The sequence below is a fragment of the Shewanella sp. SACH genome (assembly GCF_001887095.2).
Lineage (GTDB): Bacteria > Pseudomonadota > Gammaproteobacteria > Enterobacterales > Shewanellaceae > Shewanella > Shewanella baltica.
Window position 1 is genome coordinate 1,481,035 of record NZ_MPDG02000001.1, and the last position, 26,222, is coordinate 1,507,256.

At 46.1% G+C, this 26,222-nt stretch carries 25 protein-coding genes; 17 read left to right on the forward strand and 8 right to left on the reverse strand.

Annotated features, from left to right (window positions below):
• Window positions 1–469: 469 nt before the first annotated feature.
• Window positions 470–640 carry a hypothetical protein gene (locus tag BM607_RS21900; protein WP_006086821.1) on the reverse strand — a complete coding sequence of 57 codons (171 nt, stop codon included), beginning with the start codon at window positions 638–640 and terminating at the stop codon, window positions 470–472.
• Between the two features lie 292 nt (window positions 641–932).
• Between BM607_RS21900 and BM607_RS06415 the strand changes: the two genes are divergently transcribed.
• The 11 genes from BM607_RS06415 (at window position 933) to BM607_RS06465 (ending at window position 10,528) form a co-directional block, all read left to right on the forward strand.
• Window positions 933–1,277, forward strand: a complete 345-nt coding sequence (locus BM607_RS06415; RefSeq protein WP_071939507.1) for an arsenate reductase — start codon at window positions 933–935, stop codon at window positions 1,275–1,277.
• Entirely contained in the window at window positions 1,277–2,416 is a 1,140-nt protein-coding gene (dapE, locus tag BM607_RS06420; RefSeq protein ID WP_170927460.1) for a succinyl-diaminopimelate desuccinylase, read from the forward strand. Before BM607_RS06415 ends, dapE begins: the two co-directional genes overlap by 1 nt.
• Complete coding sequence (locus BM607_RS06425; RefSeq protein ID WP_012089326.1) at window positions 2,410–3,123, forward strand: M15 family metallopeptidase; 714 nt, start codon at window positions 2,410–2,412, stop codon at window positions 3,121–3,123. Before dapE ends, BM607_RS06425 begins: the two co-directional genes overlap by 7 nt.
• Window positions 3,124–3,233: 110 nt before the next feature.
• Entirely contained in the window at window positions 3,234–4,064 is an 831-nt protein-coding gene (locus BM607_RS06430) for an alpha/beta fold hydrolase (RefSeq protein WP_071939421.1), read from the forward strand.
• Between the two features lie 320 nt (window positions 4,065–4,384).
• Complete coding sequence (locus BM607_RS06435) at window positions 4,385–5,563, forward strand: porin (RefSeq protein ID WP_011846933.1); 1,179 nt, start codon at window positions 4,385–4,387, stop codon at window positions 5,561–5,563.
• A 10-nt stretch (window positions 5,564–5,573) separates the two neighbouring features.
• Window positions 5,574–6,011 carry a phosphate ABC transporter substrate-binding protein gene (locus tag BM607_RS06440; RefSeq protein ID WP_071939420.1) on the forward strand — a complete coding sequence of 146 codons (438 nt, stop codon included), beginning with the start codon at window positions 5,574–5,576 and terminating at the stop codon, window positions 6,009–6,011.
• Between the two features lie 298 nt (window positions 6,012–6,309).
• Window positions 6,310–6,927: a carbonate dehydratase gene (gene can / locus BM607_RS06445; protein ID WP_006081831.1), complete on the forward strand. Its 618-nt coding sequence runs from the start codon at window positions 6,310–6,312 to the stop codon at window positions 6,925–6,927.
• Between the two features lie 194 nt (window positions 6,928–7,121).
• The gene (gene kdnA, locus BM607_RS06450; RefSeq protein ID WP_006081832.1) at window positions 7,122–8,312 is read left to right on the forward strand and encodes an 8-amino-3,8-dideoxy-alpha-D-manno-octulosonate transaminase KdnA; all 1,191 of its coding nucleotides are present in this window, start codon (window positions 7,122–7,124) and stop codon (window positions 8,310–8,312) included.
• Between the two features lie 20 nt (window positions 8,313–8,332).
• The gene (kdnB, locus tag BM607_RS06455; protein WP_011846934.1) at window positions 8,333–9,403 is read left to right on the forward strand and encodes a 3-deoxy-alpha-D-manno-octulosonate 8-oxidase KdnB; all 1,071 of its coding nucleotides are present in this window, start codon (window positions 8,333–8,335) and stop codon (window positions 9,401–9,403) included.
• A 97-nt stretch (window positions 9,404–9,500) separates the two neighbouring features.
• On the forward strand, window positions 9,501–10,238 hold the full coding sequence (gene kdsB, locus BM607_RS06460; protein WP_006081834.1) for an 8-amino-3,8-dideoxy-manno-octulosonate cytidylyltransferase KdsB: 738 nt from the start codon (window positions 9,501–9,503) through the stop codon (window positions 10,236–10,238).
• Window positions 10,239–10,285: 47 nt separating this feature from the next.
• The gene (locus BM607_RS06465) at window positions 10,286–10,528 is read left to right on the forward strand and encodes a DUF2897 family protein (protein WP_071939419.1); all 243 of its coding nucleotides are present in this window, start codon (window positions 10,286–10,288) and stop codon (window positions 10,526–10,528) included.
• A 167-nt stretch (window positions 10,529–10,695) separates the two neighbouring features.
• Here the strand turns inward: BM607_RS06465 and BM607_RS06470 are convergent, their stop codons facing one another.
• Together BM607_RS06470 and BM607_RS06475 are read right to left on the reverse strand one after the other, a co-directional pair.
• A complete protein-coding gene (locus BM607_RS06470) occupies window positions 10,696–11,169 on the reverse strand; it encodes a hypothetical protein (RefSeq protein ID WP_071939418.1) in 474 nt (157 codons plus the stop codon).
• Window positions 11,170–11,505: 336 nt separating this feature from the next.
• On the reverse strand, window positions 11,506–12,510 hold the full coding sequence (locus BM607_RS06475) for a rhodanese-related sulfurtransferase (protein WP_071939417.1): 1,005 nt from the start codon (window positions 12,508–12,510) through the stop codon (window positions 11,506–11,508).
• A gap of 376 nt (window positions 12,511–12,886) precedes the next feature.
• Here BM607_RS06475 and BM607_RS06480 point away from each other — a divergent pair, with 376 nt between their 5' ends.
• Together BM607_RS06480 and BM607_RS06485 are read left to right on the forward strand one after the other, a co-directional pair.
• On the forward strand, window positions 12,887–13,543 hold the full coding sequence (locus BM607_RS06480; protein ID WP_071939416.1) for a glutathione S-transferase: 657 nt from the start codon (window positions 12,887–12,889) through the stop codon (window positions 13,541–13,543).
• A 196-nt stretch (window positions 13,544–13,739) separates the two neighbouring features.
• Window positions 13,740–13,937, forward strand: a complete 198-nt coding sequence (locus BM607_RS06485; RefSeq protein WP_006081839.1) for a hypothetical protein — start codon at window positions 13,740–13,742, stop codon at window positions 13,935–13,937.
• A 225-nt stretch (window positions 13,938–14,162) separates the two neighbouring features.
• Here BM607_RS06485 and BM607_RS06490 read toward each other — a convergent pair whose 3' ends face one another.
• Both BM607_RS06490 and BM607_RS06495 read right to left on the reverse strand, forming a co-directional pair.
• The gene (locus BM607_RS06490; RefSeq protein WP_011846940.1) at window positions 14,163–15,920 is read right to left on the reverse strand and encodes a SulP family inorganic anion transporter; all 1,758 of its coding nucleotides are present in this window, start codon (window positions 15,918–15,920) and stop codon (window positions 14,163–14,165) included.
• A gap of 183 nt (window positions 15,921–16,103) precedes the next feature.
• Window positions 16,104–16,730, reverse strand: coding sequence for a LysE family translocator (locus tag BM607_RS06495; RefSeq protein ID WP_006081841.1), 627 nt, complete (start codon window positions 16,728–16,730; stop codon window positions 16,104–16,106).
• Between the two features lie 92 nt (window positions 16,731–16,822).
• Here BM607_RS06495 and BM607_RS06500 point away from each other — a divergent pair, with 92 nt between their 5' ends.
• Window positions 16,823–18,181, forward strand: coding sequence for a PLP-dependent aminotransferase family protein (locus BM607_RS06500; protein ID WP_071939415.1), 1,359 nt, complete (start codon window positions 16,823–16,825; stop codon window positions 18,179–18,181).
• A 188-nt stretch (window positions 18,182–18,369) separates the two neighbouring features.
• On the opposite strand, the gene BM607_RS06505 is transcribed toward BM607_RS06500, so the two are convergent.
• A complete protein-coding gene (locus tag BM607_RS06505) occupies window positions 18,370–20,244 on the reverse strand; it encodes a choice-of-anchor I family protein (RefSeq protein ID WP_071939414.1) in 1,875 nt (624 codons plus the stop codon).
• Window positions 20,245–20,839: 595 nt separating this feature from the next.
• Between BM607_RS06505 and BM607_RS06510 the strand changes: the two genes are divergently transcribed.
• The 3 genes from BM607_RS06510 to ilvN all read left to right on the forward strand — a co-directional run bounded on the left by BM607_RS06510 (window position 20,840) and on the right by ilvN (window position 24,822).
• Window positions 20,840–22,063, forward strand: coding sequence for a multidrug effflux MFS transporter (locus BM607_RS06510; protein WP_071939413.1), 1,224 nt, complete (start codon window positions 20,840–20,842; stop codon window positions 22,061–22,063).
• Window positions 22,064–22,609: 546 nt separating this feature from the next.
• Window positions 22,610–24,328, forward strand: coding sequence for an acetolactate synthase 3 large subunit (locus tag BM607_RS06515; RefSeq protein ID WP_006081845.1), 1,719 nt, complete (start codon window positions 22,610–22,612; stop codon window positions 24,326–24,328).
• The gene (ilvN, locus tag BM607_RS06520) at window positions 24,328–24,822 is read left to right on the forward strand and encodes an acetolactate synthase small subunit (RefSeq protein ID WP_006081846.1); all 495 of its coding nucleotides are present in this window, start codon (window positions 24,328–24,330) and stop codon (window positions 24,820–24,822) included. Before BM607_RS06515 ends, ilvN begins: the two co-directional genes overlap by 1 nt.
• A gap of 100 nt (window positions 24,823–24,922) precedes the next feature.
• On the opposite strand, the gene BM607_RS06525 is transcribed toward ilvN, so the two are convergent.
• The gene (locus BM607_RS06525) at window positions 24,923–25,366 is read right to left on the reverse strand and encodes an Hsp20 family protein (protein ID WP_006081847.1); all 444 of its coding nucleotides are present in this window, start codon (window positions 25,364–25,366) and stop codon (window positions 24,923–24,925) included.
• 362 nt (window positions 25,367–25,728) lie between these two features.
• Window positions 25,729–26,160 (reverse strand): nucleoside-diphosphate kinase, encoded by a 432-nt coding sequence (gene ndk, locus BM607_RS06530; protein WP_006081848.1) that lies wholly within the window; start codon window positions 26,158–26,160, stop codon window positions 25,729–25,731.
• Window positions 26,161–26,222: the final 62 nt, after the last annotated feature.

The window sequence follows — 26,222 nt, forward strand, 5'->3', positions numbered from 1 at the left end:
GCAGCCAAAACACATAACGTTCTAGGTCGATAATATTCTAGGTAGATGTCCATTGACTGTTTTGGTGAGGATAAATGACATGTCGCACCCTGTTCAGAATGCATTCTTTCAACACTGCATGAAATTTAAGCACAACATAAATGCTGATGCGCATTTCACTTAGGTCGGTAGTCATTATCAAATTGCATTAAATCCCCTAAAGCACTCGTCGGCTCTATCGCATTAAAACCCGAGGACATAAAAATATCGGCAATAAAGACACTGAATGGAGACGCTAATAGAGTAGAGGTAAAATTAAGAGGAAAAGTCGGCAATTGAGATGACAACCGCCGACCTGAATGGCCTCTAACTTTAAGCATTTAACTTAGGCCATGAACTTAACTAACTGACTTGAGCAACTAAATTGAATAACAAGCTCGAGTATCAAGCTCAAGCCACGAACTTAGGCAACCAACTCAAATAAAAAGCTTTAAGCAAAAGTGTCGACTGACTCCCCTTTGCCCGCCTCTTTCGCGCGCTCTTGGGATGACTCATTCACTTCCTCTACTTTCTGAGGCGAGATATTGGCTTGTTTCTGTTGAGCTTGTATCGATGATGACTGCATGCTCGCAGATGATTGACCCACATTGGCGATATTCATGATGATTTCCCTCAACTAATGACAACAATTACACGCTTAGACATTAGAGCGGAAAACTTAAGCGATGCTTAAGCCTTTAGCCTATTTTTAATACAAACGAACAGACTTTCCCCCATGCTCAGATAACGCTTACACCCCGCAATAGCAGGCATGTAAAGGCGGATGCACTGACATTTTTATGCTCACGCTATCTCAGCAAAACATCCCACTTGTGACATGCGGCGCACAATGCCACAATGCCAGCAAAATCAATGCTTGCCAGCCAAGCGTCCATCCACACTGGAGCATCATTTTGACCCTCTACGGTATTAAGAATTGCGATACAGTGCGTAAAGCACGCAAATGGATTGAAAATCATCAACTTCCAGTTCATTTCCATGATTTTAGAGATGACGGCCTACGTCAAGAAGACCTCGAATTCTGGTGTAAAGCCTCAGACTGGGAAACCGTATTCAATAAGCGCAGCACAAGCTTTCGTGCACTCAGTGACGCAGATAAAATCGATATTGATCAAGCCAAAGCCATTCAACTTATGCTGGCGCAACCGACACTGATCAAACGCCCCGTCTTGGTCGTCGGTGAGCACGTGCTGATTGGCTTTGATGAAGCCGCCTATAAAAGAGTATTTTCACTATGATGCCAGCCGACGATTATCCTGTAACTGAACTGACAAAAGCGCTGATCGCCCGCCCTTCAGTGACGCCGCTTGATGAAGGCTGCCAAACCTTAATGGCTGAAAGACTGAGCGCCATCGGCTTTAATATCGAACCTATGGTATTTGAAGACACTACCAATATGTGGGCTCGCCGTGGCAATGAAGGTCCGGTCTTTTGTTTTGCCGGCCATACTGACGTTGTGCCAACGGGTGATGTGAGCCGCTGGCACACGCCGCCTTTTGTGCCCACCATTATCGATGGCTACTTATATGGCCGCGGCGCCGCGGACATGAAAGGTTCATTGGCGGCTATGGTGATTGCCACCGAACGTTTTGTGGCTAAACATCCCGATCATAATGGCTCAATCGCCTTTTTGATCACCAGCGATGAAGAAGGCCCCTTCATCAACGGCACGACGCGAGTCATTGATACCTTAGAAGCGCGCAACGAGAAGATCACCTGGGCGTTAGTCGGCGAGCCTTCATCTACCCTAAAGCTGGGTGATGTGGTCAAAAATGGTCGCCGCGGTAGTTTAACCGGCAACTTAATCGTGAAAGGCATTCAAGGCCACGTGGCCTATCCACACCTTGCCGATAATCCAATCCACAAAGCCGCGCCTTTCTTAGCTGAGCTGAGTCAGATGCACTGGGATAATGGCAATGAGTTCTTTCCGCCCACCAGCTTCCAAATCGCCAATATTAATGGCGGCACCGGCGCATCGAATGTGATCCCCGGCGCATTGGACGTGATGTTTAACTTCCGTTACTCCACCGAAGTGACCGCCGAAATATTGATTGAACGGGTTGAAGCCTTATTGAAAGCCCACGAGCTAGGCTACGATATTAGCTGGATTTTCAATGGTCTGCCATTTTTAACCGGCGATGGTCCACTGCTTGACGCGACCCGTATTGCTATTCGCCAAGTCACAGGCTATGAGACAGATCCACAAACCACAGGCGGCACATCGGACGGACGCTTTATCGCGCCAACGGGTGCTAAAGTGTTAGAGCTTGGCCCAGTGAACGCCACCATTCATAAAGTGAATGAATGCGTTAAAGTGGACGACCTTGAGCAGCTAGCCCTGTGTTATGAAGTGATTTTGGAACAACTATTGTGCTAACACACCTAGAGATCCGCCCCGAAACCGCAAGACTTTACGGCTTAAACTCCCCTGAATTGGTGGAATATTTAAGTCCGTATCACCTTGGGTATCATAGCTTTTGGCTCGAAGCGAACACCGCCATCGCCTTTAATGCGATGGCGGAAAAAGCCAAAGATGCGGGCATAGCACTCGCCATCTGCTCTGCCCACCGCCCTTTTGAGCGACAACTGGCGATTTGGAATGCCAAGGCCAGCGGTAAACGCGCGGTATTGGATGCCAACGAGCAAGCGGTAAGTATTAAGGGATTGAGTGACGATGCCATCGTCGACTTGATTTTGCTCTGGTCGGCGCTGCCCGGCGCTTCACGTCACCACTGGGGCACAGATCTCGATGTGTTCGATGCGAATCAAATTGATGTCAAAGCCCTGCGCCTTGTTGAAGCTGAATATGTCCAAGCTGGCCCCTGCGCCAAACTGCATGCTTGGCTAGTGGAGAATGCCCATGATTTTGGCTTTTATTTCCCGTTTCAACAGGGACAAAGCGCGGTCAGTCCTGAGCCTTGGCACATCAGCTATTTCCCTGTTGCGCAATTATTGTTGCCGCAATTCGATCGTGCCGAACTGGCAATCCTTTTAGAAAACAGTGATATGTTGCTAAAAGATGCGGTACTAGCACGATTAGACTATCTAGTGGATGAATACGTATTGCGTATCGCTCAGCCTTAGCTGTGGGATATTAGTCGCAGATTTTTGTAAAGGTTAAGCCCAGCGCTCTATCGCCAAAATGGGCACCAAATACGGCTTAACATAATGATATATTTAATTAAGTAGGTTTTATGGATTTTTCGTCACACCGTCAGCAGCTCATTATTGCCGATCGTAAATTAAGTTACCTTGATGTCGGTACAGGCCCTGTATTGTTGTTTGGCCACAGTTATTTGTGGGATAGCGCCATGTGGGCGCCTCAAATTGCCGCGCTAAGTGCCCATTACCGCTGTATTGTGCCAGAACTGTGGGGTCATGGTCAGTCAGATTTACTGCCAGATAATGGTAAAACCCTGCTCGATATTGCCGATCACATGTTGGCCTTAATGGATGGTCTCGACATCACTGACTTTAGTATTGTCGGACTTTCAGTAGGTGCAATGTGGGGGGCCGAACTGGTACTCAAGGCGCCAGCAAGGGTGAAAACCTTAGTCATGCTCAACAGTTTTATCGGTTTTGAACCCGAAGTGACCCGCGCGAAATATGATGGCATGCTGGATATGATTACCGCCGCTAAGGCGATTCCTGCGCCGCTTATCAGTGCGATTTCACCTTTGTTCTTCGCAAATAATGCCGCGCATAACACACCTGAACTGGTCGCTGGCTTTGAACACTCACTTGCCACAATCTCAGCAGAAAAAATCCCCACGATAGTGAAACTTGGACGAATGATTTTTGGTCGCCGCGATACCATGGAATGTGCGGAGCAATTTACACTCCCCTGCCTCATCATGGCGGGCGTTGAGGATAAAGCGCGCAGTGTGCTCGAAAGCTACCTAATGAGTGATGCCATCGATGGCAGTCAACTGGTGCATATTCCTGCGGCGGGACATATCTCGACCCTTGAACAAGCCGAATTTATCAATCAACACTTAGCCGATTTTCTCGCTAAACATCACTAATCTGTCACTAAATACCGTCGCTAAATAAAATCTTCAAGGTGTGGGCATGCGCATCTTGAAGATGGCTATTCGGCTTAACCCATACCCTCAATACCAAATCCACGTCCCCCCCCTGCTTAACCCATGAATATATTAGGCTTTACTTGATTTAGCACCACAGGTTAACTCGCCTAGTTTCCTAAGAATCCCCCGTTAAATCAGCATTAACAAGTATAAATCACCATTTTGTCGCCAGCGCCTCAAAAAATGTTGCATAAAGGTGAAATCCACCCATTATCAACTACCTTTATTACTGTATTCCCTCAACAAGGTATTCTGCCATGAGAAAAAGTACAGTTGCCCTCTGCGTGCTCAGCACACTTTATATGCCGTCTCTTTATGCCGATGTTCAAATAAATGGATTTGCCTCTATTGTCGCGGGTTCGAGTCTCAGTGACGATAAAAGCTATTATGACTATGACAAAGAGCTCAACTTTAATAACGATTCAAAAGTTGCCTTACAATTTACTGCCGATCTGGGCAGTGGCTTAAGAGCCACGGCGCAAGTGCTATCCCGAGGCAATAACGATTACAGTGCCGAATTCGAATGGGCTTATATCTCCTATGACATCAGCGACAAACTTATGCTCATGGCGGGCCGCCAGCGCTTTAACCTGTATAAATACTCTGATTATATTGATGTAGGCTATGCCTATCATTGGATCACCCCGCCCCGCGGCGTTTATTCGTTGCCGTTTAATTCAGGCGAAGGTGTCGGTTTAGTGTATTCCGATTTATGGGGCGATACCGAAGTCGGGTTGACCTATAAATACATCACCACTTCCGTTTCCGACTATGCACCTATAGGTTCATCAACACCTCCCGCGCCCTTCTCCGCCAAGGGCCACATAATGAACTTTAACTTTGTGACCTCTGGGTTTGAGTACGGCTTGAATATTGGCATAGTGACCGATTTCTCCTACGAGTTACCCGCTCTGCTCGGCCTAGGCGATACGATTGCCCAAACTGGGTTATTTAGTCAGCAAGTGGTCGATGATCTTTTACCCATTAACGACAGCGCGTTACTTATCGGCGCTAACGTTAAATATGATGCGGGTAAATGGTTCGTGTTGGCGGAATACACCCGCATTGACGTCGATCCCAGCAGTTTTAACATCCAAGATTCGGCCTTTGTTTCCGGCGGGATCCGCTATAAAGATTTCACCTTCCACTTAACCTACGGTATCGATAAAAACGATCCACAATACGATGCCTATGAGGGCATGTTACCGCTATACAATAGCCTGCCACCAGCAAACCAAGCTGCGCTAGCGCCTCTGGTTTTTGGTACTAAAGCGGCGCTTGAAGCACAGCAAGAAGACAGCTCCTACTACATCATAGGTACACGCTGGGATTTCCATCCCTCAGCCGCGCTAAAACTGGAGTACACCAACTACAGCAATGACAAACCGTCCTCCGATGAACAGTTGCTGAGTATGGCAATAGACTTAGTTTTTTAAGGAGTTAAACATGAAACGATTAATAAGATCTCGGTTGATGATGAAAACCTTAGTCGCCAGTGCGCTTTTGCTTGGCAGTGCCTGTGTGCAAGCCGAAATTGCCGTCGTGGTGCATCCTTCTAATACGTCAGAAATTAGCGCTGCGGATATTTCACGTATCTATTTAGGTAAACTTAAGTCTTTCCCCAGTGGTGGCACTGTGGTTGCGCTCGATCAACCCGAGGGCTCACCCGCCCGTGATGCGTTCGTGAAGCAGATCCTCAATAAAACCGAGAGTCAGCTCAAAGCCTATTGGTCAAAACTGGTCTTTTCAGGCCAAGGCCAACCGCCAAAAGTCGTCGACTCTAGCGCTGAAATGCTCTCATTGATTGCCGCCAATCCGAATATGATCGGGTTTGTTGACGTCAGCGAAGTGAACGATAGCGTAAAAGTGATCAGTAAGTTCTAACCCATACTGCATCATCCTTGTCCGCCTTAATCTCTGGCGGACAAGATTTTCACTCAGTATTAGCGCGATATTAACCCCAAACACACCCGCAAATGGCGCTCGAATTCCCAGAGAGAAGTTATCCATTTACAGTACTATTAAGAAAAAATAATCTCGATTTCTCAATATCCCGATTCAAACCTTAATTGGATAGACCAGCAGAAACAATTTTGCTGGTATACTCTTGCTAAAAATGTGCTGCTTGCATGAATTAGAGCATGAGAAGACATTTTATATATCAATAAAACAATAGGTTAAAATGAAACTACTCAAACCTTTATTCGACAACAACCGCCGCTGGGCCGGACGTATACGCCAAGAAAATCCTGATTTCTTCGAGCAATTAGCGAAACAGCAACATCCTGAATACCTGTGGATTGGCTGCTCAGATAGTCGCGTACCGTCTAACCAAATCATCGATCTTATGCCGGGTGAAGTCTTTGTTCACCGCAATATTGCCAACATGGTGATCCATACCGATCTTAACTGCTTATCTGTGCTGCAATACGCCGTTGATGTGCTCAAGGTGAAGCACATTATGGTGGTGGGTCACTACGGCTGTGGTGGTGTGCGTGCGGCCATGAGTCAGCAACGCTTAGGCCTTATCGATAACTGGCTCGGGCATTTACGTGATATCTACCGTATCTATCAAGATGAATTAAAACAGATGGATGAAGCGAAACGTTTTGATCGCCTATGCGAGCTCAACGTGATTGAGCAGGTTGCCAACGTCACCAGTTCAACCATAGTGCAAGAAGCCTGGGATCGCGGCCAAGAAGTCGCAGTACACGGCTGGATTTACGGCATTGATAACGGTTTACTGACAGATTTAGATGTCACTGTCGATCGTGAACACGGCTTAGCCAATCCACGCTAACGGCCTGAATGTGTGCTTTTAACCCTTAGCTGAGTGTCATCTATACTCAGATAAAACCTGCACCTGTGCAGGTTTTTCTTTTTCCATGGCAATTTTCAGCAATAAAACATCGCAAGGGTCTATTACCCCAGTTATAATCCGCCAGTTAATTGCAGCGCGACCTATGCGCGACATATTCTAAGGAGATACCTTCCATGCCCGGTTTTGAATTATTTGGTCCTGAAGAGAAGCAGGAAGTCGCTGACGTTATGGAAAACGGTTTTACCTTCCGTTACAACTTCGACCATATGCGTAATGATCGCTGGAAGACTCGCGATATGGAGCAACTGCTCTGCGAGAAAATGAACGTGAAGCATGCTCACCTTTTGTCAAGCGGCACCGCTGCACTGCAAACGGCCATGATGGCTGCGGGCATTGGCGCTGGCGACGAAGTTATCGTGCCACCTTTTACCTTTGTTGCCTCAGTTGAAGCGATTTTTATGGCAGGCGCGATTCCTATCTTTGCCGAAATCGACGAGACACTGTGTTTATCTCCAGAAGGTATTGAAGCCGCGATTACCCCACGTACTAAAGCGATTAACTTAGTGCACATGTGTGGTTCTATGGCGAAGATGGACGAGATCAAAGCCGTCTGTGCAAAACATAACATCAAGATTTTAGAAGATGCTTGCCAAGCCATTGGTGGCAGCTACAAGGGCCAAGCCTTAGGTACTATCGGTGATGTGGGTTGTTACTCATTCGATTCAGTCAAAACCATCACCTGTGGTGAAGGTGGCGCTGTAATCACTAATAACACTGAAATCTACAACAACGCGCACATGTTCTCCGATCACGGCCATGACCACATAGGTAAAGACCGCGGCGCTGAGTCACATCCAATCATTGGCTTGAACTTCCGTATTTCGGAAATGAACGCCGCCTTAGGTTTAGCGCAATTACGTAAACTCGATACCATTATCGATATCCAACGTAAAAACAAAAAAACCATTAAAGATGCGATGGCCGCTGCTATCCCAGAAGTAACCTTCCGCCTGATCCCCGATCCAGAAGGCGACTCAGCGGGCTTCTTAACCTTTATGTTGCCAACCGAAGCGCGTACTATCGAAATCAGCAAAAAACTGGCTGAAAACGGCGTCGATGGCTGCTTCTACTGGTATGTAAACAACTGGCATTATTTGAAAAACTGGAAACACATTCAGGAGCTTAAGGCATCTGCTGCGTTGCCAATCACATTAATCGCCGACAGACCTGACTATACTCAAGTTTCTGTGCCTAAATCCGATGCCATTATGAGCCGCACCATTTCTATGCTCATCAAGTTGTCTTGGACCGATGCTCAGATCGCTGAGCGTATCGAAAACATCAAGAAAGCATTTGCCCAATAATTCTACGGGAGTTTGTTGCAATGAGTTTTAAGAATTTTAAAGTAGTTGAAAAAATGATCTTCGGCCGTGGCTCATTCGTCCAATTGGATGAAGTGTTAGCTGCTGAACGTAAAACCGCCGACGACTTCGTGGTATTTTTAGTCGATGACGTGCATCAAGGCAAAGCCCTTGAGGGCCGCATCCCAGCTAAAGCACAAGACATGGTGATTTGGGTTAACGTTGATGAAGAGCCAAGCACCATTCAAATCGACACGTTAACAGAGCAAGTTCAAGCTTTTAATAGCAAACTGCCTGTCAGCGTAGTGGGTTTAGGTGGCGGTTCAACCATGGACGTGGCTAAAGCGGTATCGCTGATGCTGACGAACCCAGGTGGCTCTGCCATGTACCAAGGTTGGGACTTAATCAAGAACCCAGCGGTACACCACATTGGTATCCCAACGATTTCTGGTACTGGTGCAGAAGCGTCACGCACCGCCGTGTTATGTGGTCCAGTGCGTAAGCTAGGTCTGAACTCAGATTACACAGTATTCGATCAAATCATCATGGATTCTGAGTTAATCGAAGGCGTTGAAACGGACCAATGGTTCTACACAGGTATGGATTGCTATATCCACTGTGTTGAATCTTTACAAGGTACCTTCTTAAACGAGTTCTCTAAATCCTACGCTGAAAAAGCCATGGATTTATGTCGCCAAGTGTACTTAGACGACCATGTAGAAAAAGACGATAAGCTGATGATGGCGTCTTTCATGGGCGGCATGAGCATAGCCTATAGCCAAGTGGGTGCCTGTCACGCGGTTTCTTACGGTCTGTCTTATATCCTGGGTTACCACCACGGTATCGGCAACTGTATCGCCTTTGACGTGTTAGAAGAATTCTATCCAGAAGGCGTCGAAGAGTTCCGTCTGATGATGAAGAAACATAACATCACACTGCCGAAGAACATCTGTAAAGATCTGCCAGACGAAACCATCGCTAAAATGGTTGCCGTGACTAAGAGCATGGGTCCACTATGGGCTAACGTTTACGGCGCGGGTTGGGAAGAGAAAGTCACAGATGAAATGTTGACTGCCCTGTTCCGTCGCATCTAAGCTCTAACACATATTAAAAGGGCTCAATTGTGAGCCCTTTTGTCTATATGCATTGTATTTCTACACTGTATATCTTTGATAAAAGTAGGATAATTTGATGAATGTGACTCTGTTAATCCCGGCTCGTTACGGTTCAAGCCGCTTCCCGGGCAAACCCTTAGCCCCGATTAACGGCAAGCCAATGATCCAACACGTGTATGAACGCGCGTCGTTAGCCAAAGGCCTCACCAATATTTATGTCGCTACCGATGATGACCGCATTAAAGCGGCCGTTGAAGGTTTTGGCGGCAAAGTGGTCATGACCAGCCCAGAAGCGGCATCGGGTACAGATCGTATCAATGATGCGATAAACCAACTGGGACTGAAAGATGACGACTTAGTGATCAACCTACAGGGCGATCAACCCCTTATTGACCCCACCTCTATCGAGCAAGTCATCAGCCTCTTCGAGCGTCACCCAGGTGAGTTTGAAATGGCCACCTTAGGCTTTGAAATCGTCAATAAAGCCGAGCTTGACGATCCTATGCATGTGAAGATGGTGTTCGATAACAACAACTATGCCTTGTATTTCTCTCGTTCGCGTATTCCTTTTGGCCGCGACACCCAAGATTACCCCGTTTATAAGCACTTAGGTGTGTATGCTTATACCCGAAAATTCGTCCAAGCCTTCGCCGCTCTGCCATTAGGACGTCTAGAAGATCTGGAAAAACTCGAGCAATTGCGTGCATTAGAATATGGTCATAAAATCAAAATCGCCATTAGCGCCTTTGATTCTATTGAAGTTGATACGCCAGAAGACATTCGTAAATGTGAGCAACGTTTAGCGGTTGATTAATCGCCCGTGAGTCTTGTGCGCGAGTCTATTCGAAACAGGAGCTGAGTATGTCGACCTTAGAAGTCTGGATCATTATTATTTTGATCGTCGGTGTCATCGCCAGCAATCTTGCCGCGTTGAAATACAGTGCTAAGTTCAAACTGCCGCAGTTCGGCCAACATGGTAAAGATAAGCAGATAAAGCCTACTGCCAAGCCTTCGGCAGCAGAGAATGATGCCGATGATGCTTCAAACAAGCCAAGTTCTACGGACTCAGAAGCCAATAAAACAGATGAGCCACCTAAGCGCTAAACTCAATAGTGGCTTTTAAAGAGTGAGTCAAAAGATGGCTCTTAAACACGCCTCTTAAAGACTGCGCTAAAAAGCTGAACAATGACGTTAGCAAACATAGAAAAGGCGCCATAAGCGCCTTTTTTGTCTCTTATACCAATCGTATTAATCACAAGCTTGCCCACGCATCAACCTTCAGCTTTTTTCGCTGACGTCCGACTCAATGGCTGCTCCTCAAGGTGTGCCACTAAAAAGACTAAGAAGCGAAACAGGGATTTAATCCTCAGATCGTGGCTTTTATTCGGCTCAGCCGCGACTAACTTCTGCAGTGATTTAATTTTAGAGTAAGCATTCTCGACCAAAGCGTCGTTCTCTTTACCGACATACTTAGCAAACTCGGAAAATTCGCCAATAAACGTCAGGGTCACTTTACGGCGATTTAACGCAGTGAGTGCAGCGCCCTCTTTCAGTTTTGCCTCAAAAATACTGCATTCTAAACCGCTGGCGATCGCGATTTGCGATAAACCGCTGCTTAAGGCATCGGCCAGAAAACCCAAATTGGCTTTTAACTCAAAGGCAATCGCCTGCTTACTGGCGCTCGATTGCTGCCAGCGACTGCGTTCCTTATCGAAAATATCGTATAGCTCTTTCCAAATGCTCATGCGCTTTGCCTACCTTGCACTGAATCGCTCCCTGTCGTTTAATGGCACTCGACTTCATTTTTCAATACTAGTAATACTCGCGTTTTTTAATACTAGCGACTGAAAGTTATCATAAATTTAAGATTTTCGGCATAGCGCTATGATAAATAATGAGTTAAATAATGGGTTAATGCACATTCACACTAAAACTAAAATCGGCATAAAAAAATGGCCCGAACGAGTCGGGCCATAGTGCAACCATATTCAAATCGAGAGCAATGTATGAGCTGCCTGAGCGAGAAACAAACTCAGTGCGAACTCATGACTAACTCGCAGCTAATCCAATGAAATATAAAGTTAAAGCACTTGCGATTTTTTCGCGTTATTTTTCTCGGCGGCGAGTCGACGCTGCGCTTCTTTTTTCTCGCGGCGTGCTTCAATCACTTGATTCACATCGCTGCCGATATGCGCTTCGTTACGGGCTTTTGCCAGATTAACTTGGCGCTCACGCTCAACAAAACGTTTACGCTGCTCGTCAGAAATTTTATCGATACAATGTGGGCAACTGACACCTTGCACATAGGCAGGGCTCTGTTTTTCAGCTTCGGTGATTGGCATACGGCAAGCATTACATTGATCGTATTGACCTTTCTTCAAGTCATGGTTAACCGCGACGCGATTATCGAACACGAAGCACTCGCCTTCCCACAGACTTTCTTCTGCTTTGACTTCTTCAAGGTATTTAAGAATGCCGCCTTCGAGATGATAGACCTCGTCAAAGCCTTGCTCTTTCAAATAAGCAGTTGATTTCTCACAGCGGATACCACCAGTACAGAACATGGCAACCTTTTTATGTTTAGCAGGATCAAGATTCTGCTTCACATATTCAGGGAATTCTCTGAAGGTTTCAGTCACAGGATTAATGGCATTTTTGAAAGTGCCGATTTGCACTTCATAATCGTTACGGGTGTCGACTAAAATCACGTCAGGATCAGAAATCAGCGCATTCCAATCTTGAGGCTTCACATAGGTGCCAACCACTTTAAGTGGATCAATACCTTCAACGCCCATAGTGACGATTTCGTTTTTCAGTTTGACTTTAGTGCGGTAGAACGGCATTTCATCGTCGAATGACAATTTGTGAACAATATTGTCTAGGCCGTTTTGGCTATTAAGCCAAACCAATAATGCTTCGATCGCTTCTTGGGTGCCGGCAACTGTGCCATTGATCCCTTCGCTTGCGAGGAGCAGAGTGCCTTTGATCTCGGCCTGTTCCATCATGGCGAGCAGTGGCGCTCGGATAGATTCAAAATGCGGTAAAGACACGAATTTATATAACGCACACACGACGACTTTAGTCATAACACCCTCTTTGCTAGCTGGAACTTAATTTCCAGTGCATAAACAAATCAATCATCTGTAGACTGGCTACAGATCCCAAAATAGCGCGGAATTTTACCTGAGTCACAGCAAGATAAACACAGATAAAATGCAGGGTCTTTAATTCTTTACGCACAGAGGTAAGAAAAATCATTTTCTGCTGGCAAATTAAGCAGAAATTTCAATATGAAAGCGTTACCATCTGCGCCCTTTGCACACTGCCTGATTGGCACGCGGCATTCGTACTGGCACACTCGCGTCGTCAATAAGCATGTATATAGTAGAAGACACAAGCCGACATCTGCGTACATCGCACCAGCTTACGTCGCATTAGCGCCGCACAGTAGAGGAAATCTTAATGGCTTTAGCCGTTTTATACACTTTTCGCCGTTGCCCTTATGCCATGCGAGCGCGTTTGGGACTCTTACTCGCCCAATGCAATGTTGAAGTCCGCGAAATCACCCTTAAAGCTAAACCAGCGCAAATGCTGGCCGCTTCACCCAAAGGGACTGTGCCGGTATTAGTGCTAGCCAATGGCGAAGTGATTGCCGAAAGTATTGAGATCATGCGCTGGGCACTCACGCAAGCTGATCCTTTAGATCTGCTATGTCAGCAAAGCCCTGTAATTACAGATAAAATGGCGCAACTTATTGCGCAAAATGATCAGCAATTTAAGCCATGGCTCGACCGCTATAAATATGCTGACCGTTACCCTGAGCAAACGCAATCTGACTATTATCAGCAAGCGAGCCATTTCCTCACGCAACTTGAAGCATGCTTAGGACAACACTCCTTTTTAGTCGCCGATACACCTCGACTTGCGGACTACGCCATCGTGCCTTTTATACGCCAATTTGCCGCAGTGGATCTTAAACGTGCACTGAGCGATGATTTTCCGCGACTCGCCGCTTGGCTAGAAAACCTCATTTCGAGTGAAATATTTATTCGTGCGATGGAAAAATATGTGATCTGGGACGCTAGCCATTCTCCAACTTGCTTGTTAGGAGACATGTAACCCAATAAGATTTAAAGATTATTTTTATTTTATGTTATAGCCATCGGTAAAATATTCGAGTAAGGTATTTGACAGTTAGTGAGGTCGCTAATTTAGCTACAGATCACTAGGCAAGCTTCTCAAGATAAATGTAACCGCGCTTAATGTCTTTCAAAGGCGTGAATGATAGAACACAAGGATAAGGCAGTTGGAACATATGGATATCAATATCATTATTATGCTTGGGGGCCTGATGCTACTGCATTTTCTTTTCGCCCTTCGAGCCTTCAAGAGTAAAGTGGATCTCAGCACCAACAAAAAATGGTTATGGTGCCTACTCAGTTTGATCCTCGGCCCAATGGGATATTACGGTTATCACGGTTTTATTCCCCTCGATAGAATTCTCAAAGACTAAGCCGTCAAACACCATCACATTGGGCGATAAAACTTGCTACGGCATCATTGACCCGCCTAATTCAAAGACTCATTTCAATACGAGTCAAAGCACATAAATAAGCATTTCAACAAATACTTACAAGAACTTAAACAAGTACTGAAACACGCAAAAACATAGCGCAAGCTTAGGCTGCGCTATTTTAATGACCCCTCTTTTACACAATCTTAAAATTTAAATCATTCGCTATAAATGGCTATGCAACAGCACAGCATCATCGGGGACTTTTTGGATTACAGGCGCTTGCCCTTCTGCCAAGGCTTGTTTATAGCTTTGATTCATTTTAAGGGCGAGATACAAATCCGGCCGGATCAGAATGCCGCCTTCTCCTGTCTGCATGCCCGCTTGCTCGAACCAACTCAGCATCTGTCGTTTACGTCCCGCAAGCACTAAGCGTACTCCACGCTTTTTAAGCAATTGATGTAAATCTGCCAGCATGGCCATCACGCTTAAATCTAAATGGGTAAAGCAAGGCACGGCATCAATAATGATGCAATCGACCGGCTCAGATTCCCGAATAAACTTTTCCAGTAAACGGCGCTTAAAATACGTCGCATTAAAGTAAGTTAACGGCGAATTAAAGCGATACATAAACACGCCAGGCACAGATTTAGCTTTACCCGAATCATCGACGCTGCGGATAACGCCCTTATGATCTAAGCCAAGCACTTGATCCGTGGGGCGCATTACCGTAGCAAGGAACTGGAATAACCCCAGTAACACGGCCAAAGTGATCCCAGGAATCACCCCAATAAACAGCACAGAGAACAAGGTAATACACGCAAGCAAGAAAGCTGACTTATCGCGCACACGCAGATTCCACAGCGACTTAAGATCGATAAGCGAAATAGAGGCAATCACCAATACCACCCCTAATGCTGCGCTAGGGATGTACTTCAACGGCGCAGTAAAAAACAGCGCGACAACGCCAATCAATACCGCCGCTATGATGGACACTAACTGACTCTTACCGCCATTGGCGTCGTTCACCGCAGTGCGAGAATCGGCCCCGCTCACCGCAAACCCTTGGGAGATTGCAGATGCGATATTGGCTAACCCTAACGCCCTGAATTCTTTATCTGCATCTATATCGTAACCATTTTTAGCCGCAAAACTTCGGGCCGTCAGCATCATGCTCACAAAGCTCACCATGGCTAAGTTGAGCGCTGGCACCACTAACTCACGGGCAATCCCCAAATCAAAAGCCGGTGCTTGAAATGAAGGTAGTCCTGAAGTCACCTCTCCGACAACGCTAATGTCAAAGCTCGTCAGGTTAAATACCCAAACAAGAAACGCCGCCATCGCCATCGCGCACATAGATGCGGGCCATTGGGGACGAAACCGCTTTACTAAGGCATAGGTCGCCAGTGTCACAATCCCCATAGTCAAGGTCGGCCAATGGGTTTTTGATAAATAAGAAGGGGCGCCGCTGAGGCGTTCGATTAAATAGCGCTCGTCGAAGGTAAAACCAAAAATCTTCGAAAATTGTCCGACGATAATGGTGATCGCGACCCCGTTCAGCAATCCCATCAAAATCGGCTTTGACAGAAAATCAGCAAGCACACCCAGCTTAAAACGGCTCGCAATCAAGCACCAAAAGCCTGTCATGGCTGTCATGGTCATGACTAACTGCCAATGCTTCATGCTATCGCCCGCCGCAAGAGGCGTAACAACGGCGGCGATAACGGCGCAAGTTGCCGCATCCGGACCCACGATTAATTGCTTTGAAGTGCCAAATAGCGCGTATACCAGCATAGGCAATACGCAGGAGTATAAACCCACAGCAGCATTGACGCCTGTGAGCTGGGCATAGGCAATAGCGACGGGTAATGCCACGGCGGCAACGGACAAGCCTGCGCGCACATCATCCCTAAGCCATTGCTTTTCATATTGTAATAATTGCGCCAATCCCGGCATAAACGAAATCAAACTAGGGAACTTCACTCGGCAACCTCCATACACACCATCAAGATAAGCATAATCAGTATAACCGAGACTGAAAATATTCAGCGAAAAGGTCATTACCTAAAAGCCCGCAATAGTATGTTGGTTATGGCATAAAGCCAATCATTACGCGAGTATTTTCCTCAGAATATTTATGGAGTTAGGCGCTGAATAAACACTAAGTTAGCGCAATATCATCGGCAGTGACACTAAAAGTAAACTGCCCATAAACCAATTAAAATGACGCTTACGTCTATCCGTATTGAGTTTCTTACTGATCGCCGCACCGACAAACACCCAAGTAAATGACGCCGGAAATCCCACTACGTTAAAGGTTAATACCCCAAGAAAGGCACTGAGCCAAAAGCCATCGCCGCCGAGTGTGAAAGCGCTACACAAGGTAATTGTCGACATCCAAGACTTAGGGTTAATCCATTGAAACAAGGCGGCCTCAATCAGGGTCATAGGTTTTCGGCCGTCATCAAGATGCGTGCTCTGCACTGGCGACGTCACTAATTTGTACGCGAGATACAACAAATACGCCAAAGCGAAATATTTCAATACTTGGTGCAATATCGGTAATGCTTCAAACAAGGTTCCAAGCCCGAATAACACTGCAAGATGTAAGGAGGTCGAACCTAAGCGGATACCTGCAATGTGCGGCACAGTGCGCATCACACCAAAATGCGCACCGGAACTGGCCAATAGCACATTGTTTGGTCCAGGCGTCATAGACATAGTGGCGCAAAACAGCGCAGTCGAGGCCATCAAAGTCCATAATTGTGGATCGTAGAGTAATGCAGTATTCATATTCACCTTAAATTGTATGCATACACTTATTGACATAAACAGATGCAATAAATAATATACGGAGAATATTAGAGATCAATGGATTTATTGTCATGGGTACAATCTGGACGCCAGACCTAACTGCTTTTTCAGGCCCGAAATATCAGCGCTTAGTCAGTGCGATAGAACAAGGCATTTTGCAGAAAGTGTTAACCCAAGGCAGTAAACTGCCCCCGCAGCGCCGTTTAGCCGATGCTTTAGGCATCACTATTGGCACTGTAACCCGCGCCTATGCATTGGCGGAACAAAGGGGTTACGTTGAAGCACGCGTCGGTGATGGCACCTATGTCAACGCCTCTCCGGTACCAGAGATAGGTAACGTACAATTGAATATGGCGACCTGCCAGCAGCCACTCACTGATCAAATTAGCACTCTCAGTGATTGCCTCAGCCAATTAGCAAAAGACCCGACGAAGCTCAGCCAATTACTGGGTTATCGCGCCAGTCCATTAGATCAACACCAACAAGTGTTTCATCAATGGCTTAACCAACGCGGTATACAACAAACGCCTGAGCAACTGATCTTTACCCACGGCGGCCAGCAAGCGATTTTTGCCTGTTTGAGTGCATTTTTATCGACGGGCGATGTGCTGCTGCACGAGCAATACAGTTATCCAGGCGTGAGAATTTGCGCTAAGCAGCTCGGCGTGACCAGCATTGGTGTGCCCCTCACCCATGAAGGTGTGGATCTCGCCCGCTTTGAGGCGTTAGTGCAAATCCATCATCCCAAGTTAGTTTATCTAACCCTGAATAATCAAAACCCTACCTGTATTCAATACAGTGATTCACAGCGACAAAAACTCCTCGAATTGGCCGAGCAGTATCAGTTTTATATCATTGAAGATGATGTGAATTATTGTTTACCCGAAGAGTGGCATTCGCCTCTTTGGCAATTAGCAAAACAGCTGGCTATCCCACGGGTGATTTATATTTCTAGCCTGTCCAAATTGTTTTCTGGCGGCCTAAGGCAAGGTTTTATTCTGGTGCCTGAACCACTTATCGCCCAAGTGCGACTCGCGATTCATAGCCAATGCTGGATGGTATCGCCGCTGAACATTGAAATAGCCTGTCAGTTGATTAAGAAAGGCCAAATCACTGCCGATCGCGATACCATAGTTCGCCAACGGCAATGCATCTGTATCGCCATGGGCGAACGACTGGGATTAACCCAAACTTGGCGAGGACTGAACGGTTGGCTACAACTGCCAGAAGATATCAAAGCCCATCACCTCGTCACTGCACTGGCCGCTAAAGGCATTTTGATCCGTAATGGAGATGACTTTAATTGCCATGACAATTTTATTCGCTTGAGCCTTGGCGGCGCCGAAAACGACACTCAATTTCAACATGCGATTGACTGTATCGAGGCGACTGTTCACTCCCTGGTACAAAATGCCTATTCAGTGGTGTAATCGCGCTTAAAAACCTCCGAACTCAGCCAATTTTTATGCGCCATGTCAGATGAAGTTAATTCACACTAAATGGCTAATTTATAAAATTAGAGAGCATAAAAAAGCGCCAGTAGCATGTATGCTACTGGCACTGATGTGACTGATAAGCTTGATGAACAAGTAATTAGTTATAAACCACTAGCGCACCATTATTTAATCTTTAGTTGGTAAACACTCGTCGTGCCGCTGACTTCATTGCCTATGATTAACAGAGGATTACCGTTAGGGCTTTTATCGGCACTGACAAACTTCATCCCTTCTGGCCCTAAATCACCCGCCAATGTTGCATCCCCTTTGACTTCACCCGTATCAGTATCGATAACAAAGTCGGCATCAAAATCACGATTCACAACATAATCGATAAAATGCACATCGAAGGGATTGGTCACGTCATAGATCATAAAGCCTGAAGTACGCTCCAAACCAACAAAGGCATATAGTCGTTGACCAATTTGACCTAGTGCTAAGGCTTCTGGCTCTGGTCCTTTGTCATCGCTGCGGCTATCACCTTTATTTTCTTCGTTATTATTGTTGAAGTGACTGCCTAAAAGTGCCGCGGTAATACGTTCAAAATCACTCGCACTGTCAAAGACTTGCTGACCGTCTGCGCTCCAAATCGAGAATGAACGAGCACCGAAGCTGACTATCTTGTCGTAATCGCCGTCCTTATCGTCGTCACCCATGCTAGTGGTCACTTTAAGGCGGGCTAACTGCGTTTTATCTTTTGCAGCGGCAAATTGTGGGTGATTAGGGTCGAGCACTAAATCCCCTGCGCGGGCTTCTTCAGAAAAGCCCGCATAATCACGGGAATCACCTTCGTTGGCCGTAACGATAAAGTCGGTATTGTTCCAACGGTAGCTCGCGACAGTATCGGGTTGATACATGCCGTAGACGCCTGTGTAGCTTTGCAGGTTGACAAGATTGTCTTTGTCACTCGCATCAATTTTATTCACCTCAAGTCCGTAATCCTTAAGGCCTAGTGGTAAAATCTTGGCGACTTTGGCATTGGCGATATCAATTACGGCAATGGCATTGTTCTCTTGCAAACTGACAAACGCACGGCGGTTATCTTGGCTAATGGCGATATATTCAGGTTCTAAATCCTGCGCCACACTCGCCATTGGACCATTGATTTTAATGTCTGGCGTGATCTCACTGGCACGTGCACCGCCCTGATTAAATTCACTAAAACCGATAATAGTCGCAGTGGCTGCGGGCTTACCGTCAGTAATTGCAATCAGCGCCACACTGCCTTCAGGATCTAAGGTATAGGCTGGATTTGGCTCGCCTTCATTAGCCACTAATAAGGTTTTACCATCGTGGGTAAATGCCACGTTATCGGGTAAAGCGCCGACTTCTACCGCGCTGATATACTGCGGTGCATCTGTGCCGTTAAGCTGATAAAAAGCGACAAAACCATTGGCTTGGGTTTTATTGCCGTCAGCATCGCCACGTTCAATCGCAGCCGCTAACAAGTTGCCTGAAATGCTCACACTGTTAACGCTACCCATAAAGGTTTGGCCAACGTCTTTAGCAACATCAAGTTCGCCAAATTTTTCGAGATTATTCAATGCTAACGGATCAGCGGCATTGGATGCGGTTGCTAATAAACTGCCATCAATAATGTCCACTTTGCCGCTAATGGCATTGACCACAAAAATACGGTTAGATGCACTGTGATATTCCACGATTTCAGCGGCACTTAAGCCATAAACGCCAGTCTGATGACGACCAATTAACTCAGCTTTTAAGCCTGCAGTTTGTGGCTGGCAAACATATTGGGTTTGCGTTGCTGCAATTTCGCTGTCATCTAATTGTCCATTATTGTTAGCATCTAATCCGGTATCGATACGCTGACCACCGGCGGGACAATGTGCATCACCGATATTCAATGCCGTCACTTTAACCAGTGAATTTAAGCCGTTGTCGCCTTTATCACCTGCTGCGCCATCATCACCGCTGCAGGCTCCAAGTAATAAGCTCGCCATAATGGCTGCGGCTAGCGGAAGTCGTTGTGTTTTCATCGTGTCATTCCTGAATATTTTATTTTTAGTAGGGTGAAGCTAAAGCCCACTAAAGTAGTCAGCATAAAAGACGCTGGGATGACAAAGCCGTGACACTCAGATGACAGCTCGCACTTTAGAATGAGTCAGTTTGAACCATAAGGATGTGAAGGACTAAGGTGTAAAGAACAGAGTTACAAAGGGCTGCGATTTGATAAGAAAGACTTGATAAGAAAGATTTAAATGAAGAATCTTGTGAAGATAACGGCTCAATCCACTAAAGTGATGCCTCGATAATCAAACTTACCACTTAGTTACAATTTAATCGGTAAAATACAGTAAAGAAATCAGCGCAAAGATTGGTTTATTTGTCCGAGCACTTTACTATGCTATTGCTTGCTGTCTGAACTGTGCAAATAGACAATAACGCAATTCACTTTTGCCTAAACCCCGCCAATGATCTTGATCATATGCTCTCGCTCTTAGTGTAGAAACTGGTAGCGCAGGAACTGGCTTCAAAATGGCGGATTAATTGTGAATTGTTCTAGTACAATTTAAACCACACCGCATAAACCTGTGAAATACGCTTTCAATTCTTTCGCCACCCGAGGTAACAGTGGACCCACAATCACAACCTTCTGCCCATAACGGCAGACGTATACCGAATTTAGCGCTGCTTATTCCCATGCTTGCGGCGATTGTCGCGATCACGCCATTGGCCATCGACATGTACTTACCTGCGATGTCAACATTGGCCCTCAGTTTTCATACCGATGTCACGACAGTGCAACAGTCCCTAAGTATCTACTTAGCGGGTTACGCACTGGGCATGTTATGTTTCGGCCCCCTAGCCGACCGCATTGGTCGTCGACCTATGGTGATATTGGGACTGAGTGGATTTATGCTCACCAGCTTACTGATTGGGTTTGCGGGTCAAGTCGAAGTCTTTCTTGGCCTACGTTTTTTACAGGCCTTTATCGGCGCGGCTGCGACTGTGGTGGTGCCGGGATACATCAAAGAAGTCTATGGTGACAATACCGCCAAGGGTATGTCATACGTGAGTTTAATCATGATGTTAGCGCCATTGTTGGCTCCTAGTATTGGCAGCGTGATCCTCGAACTCGGTGATTGGCATTTAATCTTCTTCATTCAATCCGCCTATGCCGCAACCCTGTTATTACTGGTGCTGTTTGCGCTGAAAATGCCCAGCGATAAAGATATGGATACCCGCAGCCAAAAATCGTTTCTTGGCGCCTATGCGACCGTATTTTCTCGCCCTGGCGTTAAGCTAAACATTGCCAGCGGCGTGTTAACGTCTTTTTCATTTTTCTGTTATCTCACTGCATCGCCCTTCGTTTACATGGAAGTCTTTGCCTTAGATAAATCCTATTTTGCTATCTTGTTTAGCACTAACGTCGGCGCCTTGATGTTGGCTAATATCATTAATACGCGCATCGTGGGCCGTTATGGTTCGCTACGTATGTTGCATGTGTCGACCTTTTTCGGGGCGATTGCCGGGGCCGGTTTATTAGCCGTAAACCTGCTGGATATGAGCTATCACTTTACCGTGATCATGCTTATTCCTTTGATGGGTAGCCTAGGGGTGATGTCAGTTAATGCCGATGCGATAGTACTGATGAAGTTTAAACAAGAAACGGGAACCGCAACTGCGGTTATTGGCACCTTAAGATTTGGCTGTGGTGCACTGGCGGGCCCGTTATTGGCGGTGTTTTACGATGGCACAGCCGTGCCCTTCTCTGCCCTCATGTTAGGTTCTATTGTGTTAGTCGGTATTTGCCAATTCAATCGTCCAAAGCATCAAATACCGCCGACGGTTTAAGGATCTATTTTTAAGGGGCTATTTTTAAGGGTCTATTTTTAAAGAGCCATGGATGCCAATGCCACATCGGCAACACATGTTTGATCGCATAAAACAGCGCATTGGCTTTCACAGATGTAGCAAATAAGTAATATTTAATCCCGACAGTTAAGTATCTGCTTATCTAACCTCCAACACCAAAACGGCACTTTTAGTGTCGTTTTTGCTTTTTAAGCATCTAACAACCTGAAAAATATAAATTAAACCCATAAACCAGCCTAGGTTACTTGGCGATTCCAGCAAGTTATCGAGTCATTCAAACGTGAAATTGTTTCAAGTTGGTTATTTTTTACATAAAAGGCTTGAAATGTTGTTTTTTTTGAATATGATGAAATTCTGTTCATTGCAACAGTTGCTGCATCCTAAGGGATGAGTCACTTGTCTTCGACGAAGTCAGTTCAGCATTTCGGAGTCTGAATTACCCTTCAGGCTTAATTTTTAGAGCGATTACCGTCGCTGTAACAAGATACTGTTTACCGTAACGGTACTATGTAATAGGAGTTCCACATGGAGATGTTATCCGGCGCCAGCATGATAGTGCGTTCTTTGATCGATGAAGGCGTAAAGCACATTTTTGGCTATCCTGGCGGTTCAGTTTTAGATATCTACGACGCCCTGCACGTTATCCCCGGTATTGAACACATACTCGTTCGCCACGAACAAGCCGCCGTACACATGGCCGATGGCTACGCCCGTGCCACAGGTAAAGTGGGTGTGGTATTAGTCACCTCAGGCCCAGGCGCGACCAACGCGATTACCGGTATTGCCACCGCATACATGGATTCTATTCCCCTTGTGGTGTTATCGGGTCAAGTCCCGAGCAATCTTATCGGCAACGATGCCTTCCAAGAATGCGACATGATAGGTATCTCTCGCCCTGTGGTGAAACACAGCTTTTTAGTTAAAGATCCGACTGAAATTCCTGAAATTATTAAAAAGGCTTTTTACATTGCCTCTACTGGCCGTCCCGGTCCTGTGGTTGTCGATCTGCCAAAAGATTGTTTAAACCCCGCCCTGCTGCACGAATATTGCTACCCAGAAAGCGTCAAAATGCGCTCGTACAATCCAACGACATCAGGCCATAAAGGTCAGATCCGCCGTGGTCTTCAAGCCCTGTTAGCCGCGAAAAAACCGGTACTTTATGTCGGTGGCGGCGCGATTATCTCAGGTTGTGATAAGCAAATACTGCAATTGGCTGAGAGATTGAATATTCCCGTCGTCAGCACCCTGATGGGGCTTGGCGCTTTTCCAAGCACCCACAAAAACAGTTTAGGCATGCTTGGGATGCACGGTCGCTACGAAGCCAACATGACAATGCATAACTGCGATTTGATCTTCGGTATTGGTGTACGCTTCGACGATAGAACCACCAATAATGTGGAAAAATATTGTCCGAACGCGACCATTTTGCACATCGACATCGATCCCTCTTCTATTTCGAAAACTATCCACGTGGATATTCCTATTGTGGGTTCGGCCGACAGTATTTTAGACAGCATGTTGGCACTGTTAGATGAATCGAACGAACACAACGACAACGATGCTATTGCCACTTGGTGGAATGACATTGAACAATGGCGCAGCCGCGATTGTCTGGCCTATGACAAAAACAGTGGCCGCATCAAACCACAGCAAGTAATTGAAACCTTGTATAAGCTGACCAATGGCGATGCCTATGTCGCATCAGATGTTGGTCAGCACCAAATGTTTGCCGCCTTGTACTATCCGTTCGATAAGCCGCGCCGCTGGATCAACTCAGGTGGCCTAGGGACGATGGGATTCGGCTTGCCCGCCGCGATGGGCGTAAAAATGGCCATGCCTGATGCCACCGTTGTGTGTGTTACGGGCGATGGTTCCATCCAAATGAACATTCAAGAGCTTTCAACCGCGCTGCAATATGATACGCCAGTAAAAATTATCAACTTAAACAATCGTTTCCTTGGCATGGTAAAACAATGGCAGGACATGATTTACTCTGGCCGTCACTCACATTCCTATATGGATTCAGTGCCAAATTTTGCCAAAATTGCCGAGGCCTATGGTCATGTTGGCATGACGATCAGCGATCCCGCCGAACTTGAGTCAAAAATGGCTGAAGCGCTGGCGATGAAAGACAGACTGGTCTTTATCGATATCATGGTGGATGAAACTGAGCACGTGTACCCCATGTTGATCCGCGGTGGTGCGATGAATGAAATGTGGCTGACCAAGACGGAGAAATGCTAATGCGTCGAATTATATCTGTATTATTAGAAAACCAATCCGGCGCCCTGTCTCGTGTGGTCGGTTTGTTTTCACAACGCGGTTATAACATTGAAAGTTTAACGGTGGCGCCAACGGACGATATCACCCTGTCGCGGCTTAATATCACAGTCGTTGCCGACGAAATGGTGTTAGAGCAGATAGAGAAGCAGCTACATAAGTTAATCGATGTGTTAAAAGTATCGAATATTACCGAGTCTGCTTATATTGAACGTGAGCTTGCCCTTGTCAAGGTGCGAGCCCAAGGTGAATTTAGGGAAGAAGTGAAACGTATGGCGGATATTTTCCGTGGTCAGATTGTCGATGTCACGGCGAATTTATACACCATCCAAATGGTGGGCACGTCAGATAAACTCGATGCGTTTATTCATGCGCTGGGAGAAGTCACCAAACTGGTCGAAGTCTCTCGCTCCGGCGTGGTGGGTTTGGCTCGCGGCGAAAAGGCCATGAAAGCCTAGCTTTCCCACGGAAATCTCGCGGACATTTTCGCATAAGCACAAAAACATCAAGGGGAGCATAATGCTCCCCTTGTTTTTTAAGCGATTATCACAGCATCAATTATGACTGGCTGTCTAACAAGCGCGATGAGGTGATCTCAATTTTGCGTGGTTTCAATGCTTCAGGAATTTCACGCACTAAATCAACATTGAGTAAGCCATTTTCTAAACTTGCACCAAGCACAGTAACATAGTCTGCCAGCTGGAAAGTACGCTCAAAACCGCGTTCAGCTATGCCTTGATATAGGTATTTACGCTCGGTTTGGCTTTCGGCTTTATTGCCTTTCACCAGTAATTTTTCACCTTCACTGCTAATCTCAAGTTCATCCATTGAGAATCCGGCTACGGCCATCGTTATGCGATAACGATTTTCGCCGAGTAATTCGATGTTATATGGAGGATAACCTGAGTTGCCATTATTGGCGGCGGCATGTTCTGCCAATTGCGCTAAACGGTCAAAACCAATGGCACTGCGGTAAAGTGGTGTTAAATCATAAGTACGCATATTCATATCCTTGTCTTAAGCAATATGGAGAATTGGCGGACTGTTTTCAGGATGAAAACGTTTGTAGAGTCTGCCGAATTAAATCTTCTGTCCTTACGGCACAGAATTCACACTAGGACCCTCATCGAGCGATCCTGAAATAGATATAAGGACGGGAGAGAAAATTTCAAGCAAGAAAATTAAAAAAATGTGCAGAATTTTAAAAGACCAATAAAAACAAACGCTAATTCAACTTTAAAACGGTGAAGCGAGACGTGATTGGTATCGCGGCATTAGATTCATTGCGCACGGCAAGCAGTATTCGCTAAATTGCAGCCAATAAAAAAGGAGCCTAGGGCTCCTTTTTCAGTCTTAGCATCGAATTAACGAGTGCGTGGACACAGTTCTTCAGCGCTGAAGAAGTAAGCAATTTCACGAGCAGCAGATTCAACAGCATCAGAGCCGTGAGCCGCGTTTTCGTCAATGCTTTCAGCGAAATCAGCACGGATAGTACCAGGAGCCGCTTGAGCTGGGTTAGTTGCACCTAAAATTTCACGGTGAGCTAAAACAGCGTTTTCGCCTTCTAATACTTGGACCATGATAGGACCAGAAGTCATGAATGCAACCAGAGCACCGAAGAAGCCGCGCTCGCTATGCTCAGCATAGAAACCTTCAGCTTGTTCTTTAGTCAGGTGTAACATTTTTGATGCAACGATCTTAAGACCAGCAGTTTCAAAACGATTGTAGATAGCACCGATGTGGTTTTTTGCAACAGCATCAGGTTTGATAATAGAAAATGTGCGTTCGATCGCCATAACTAGCTTCCTTTGTCAGCAAGTTTAAAAAAATTCGCGCGGATTATACGAAATTTAAAAGC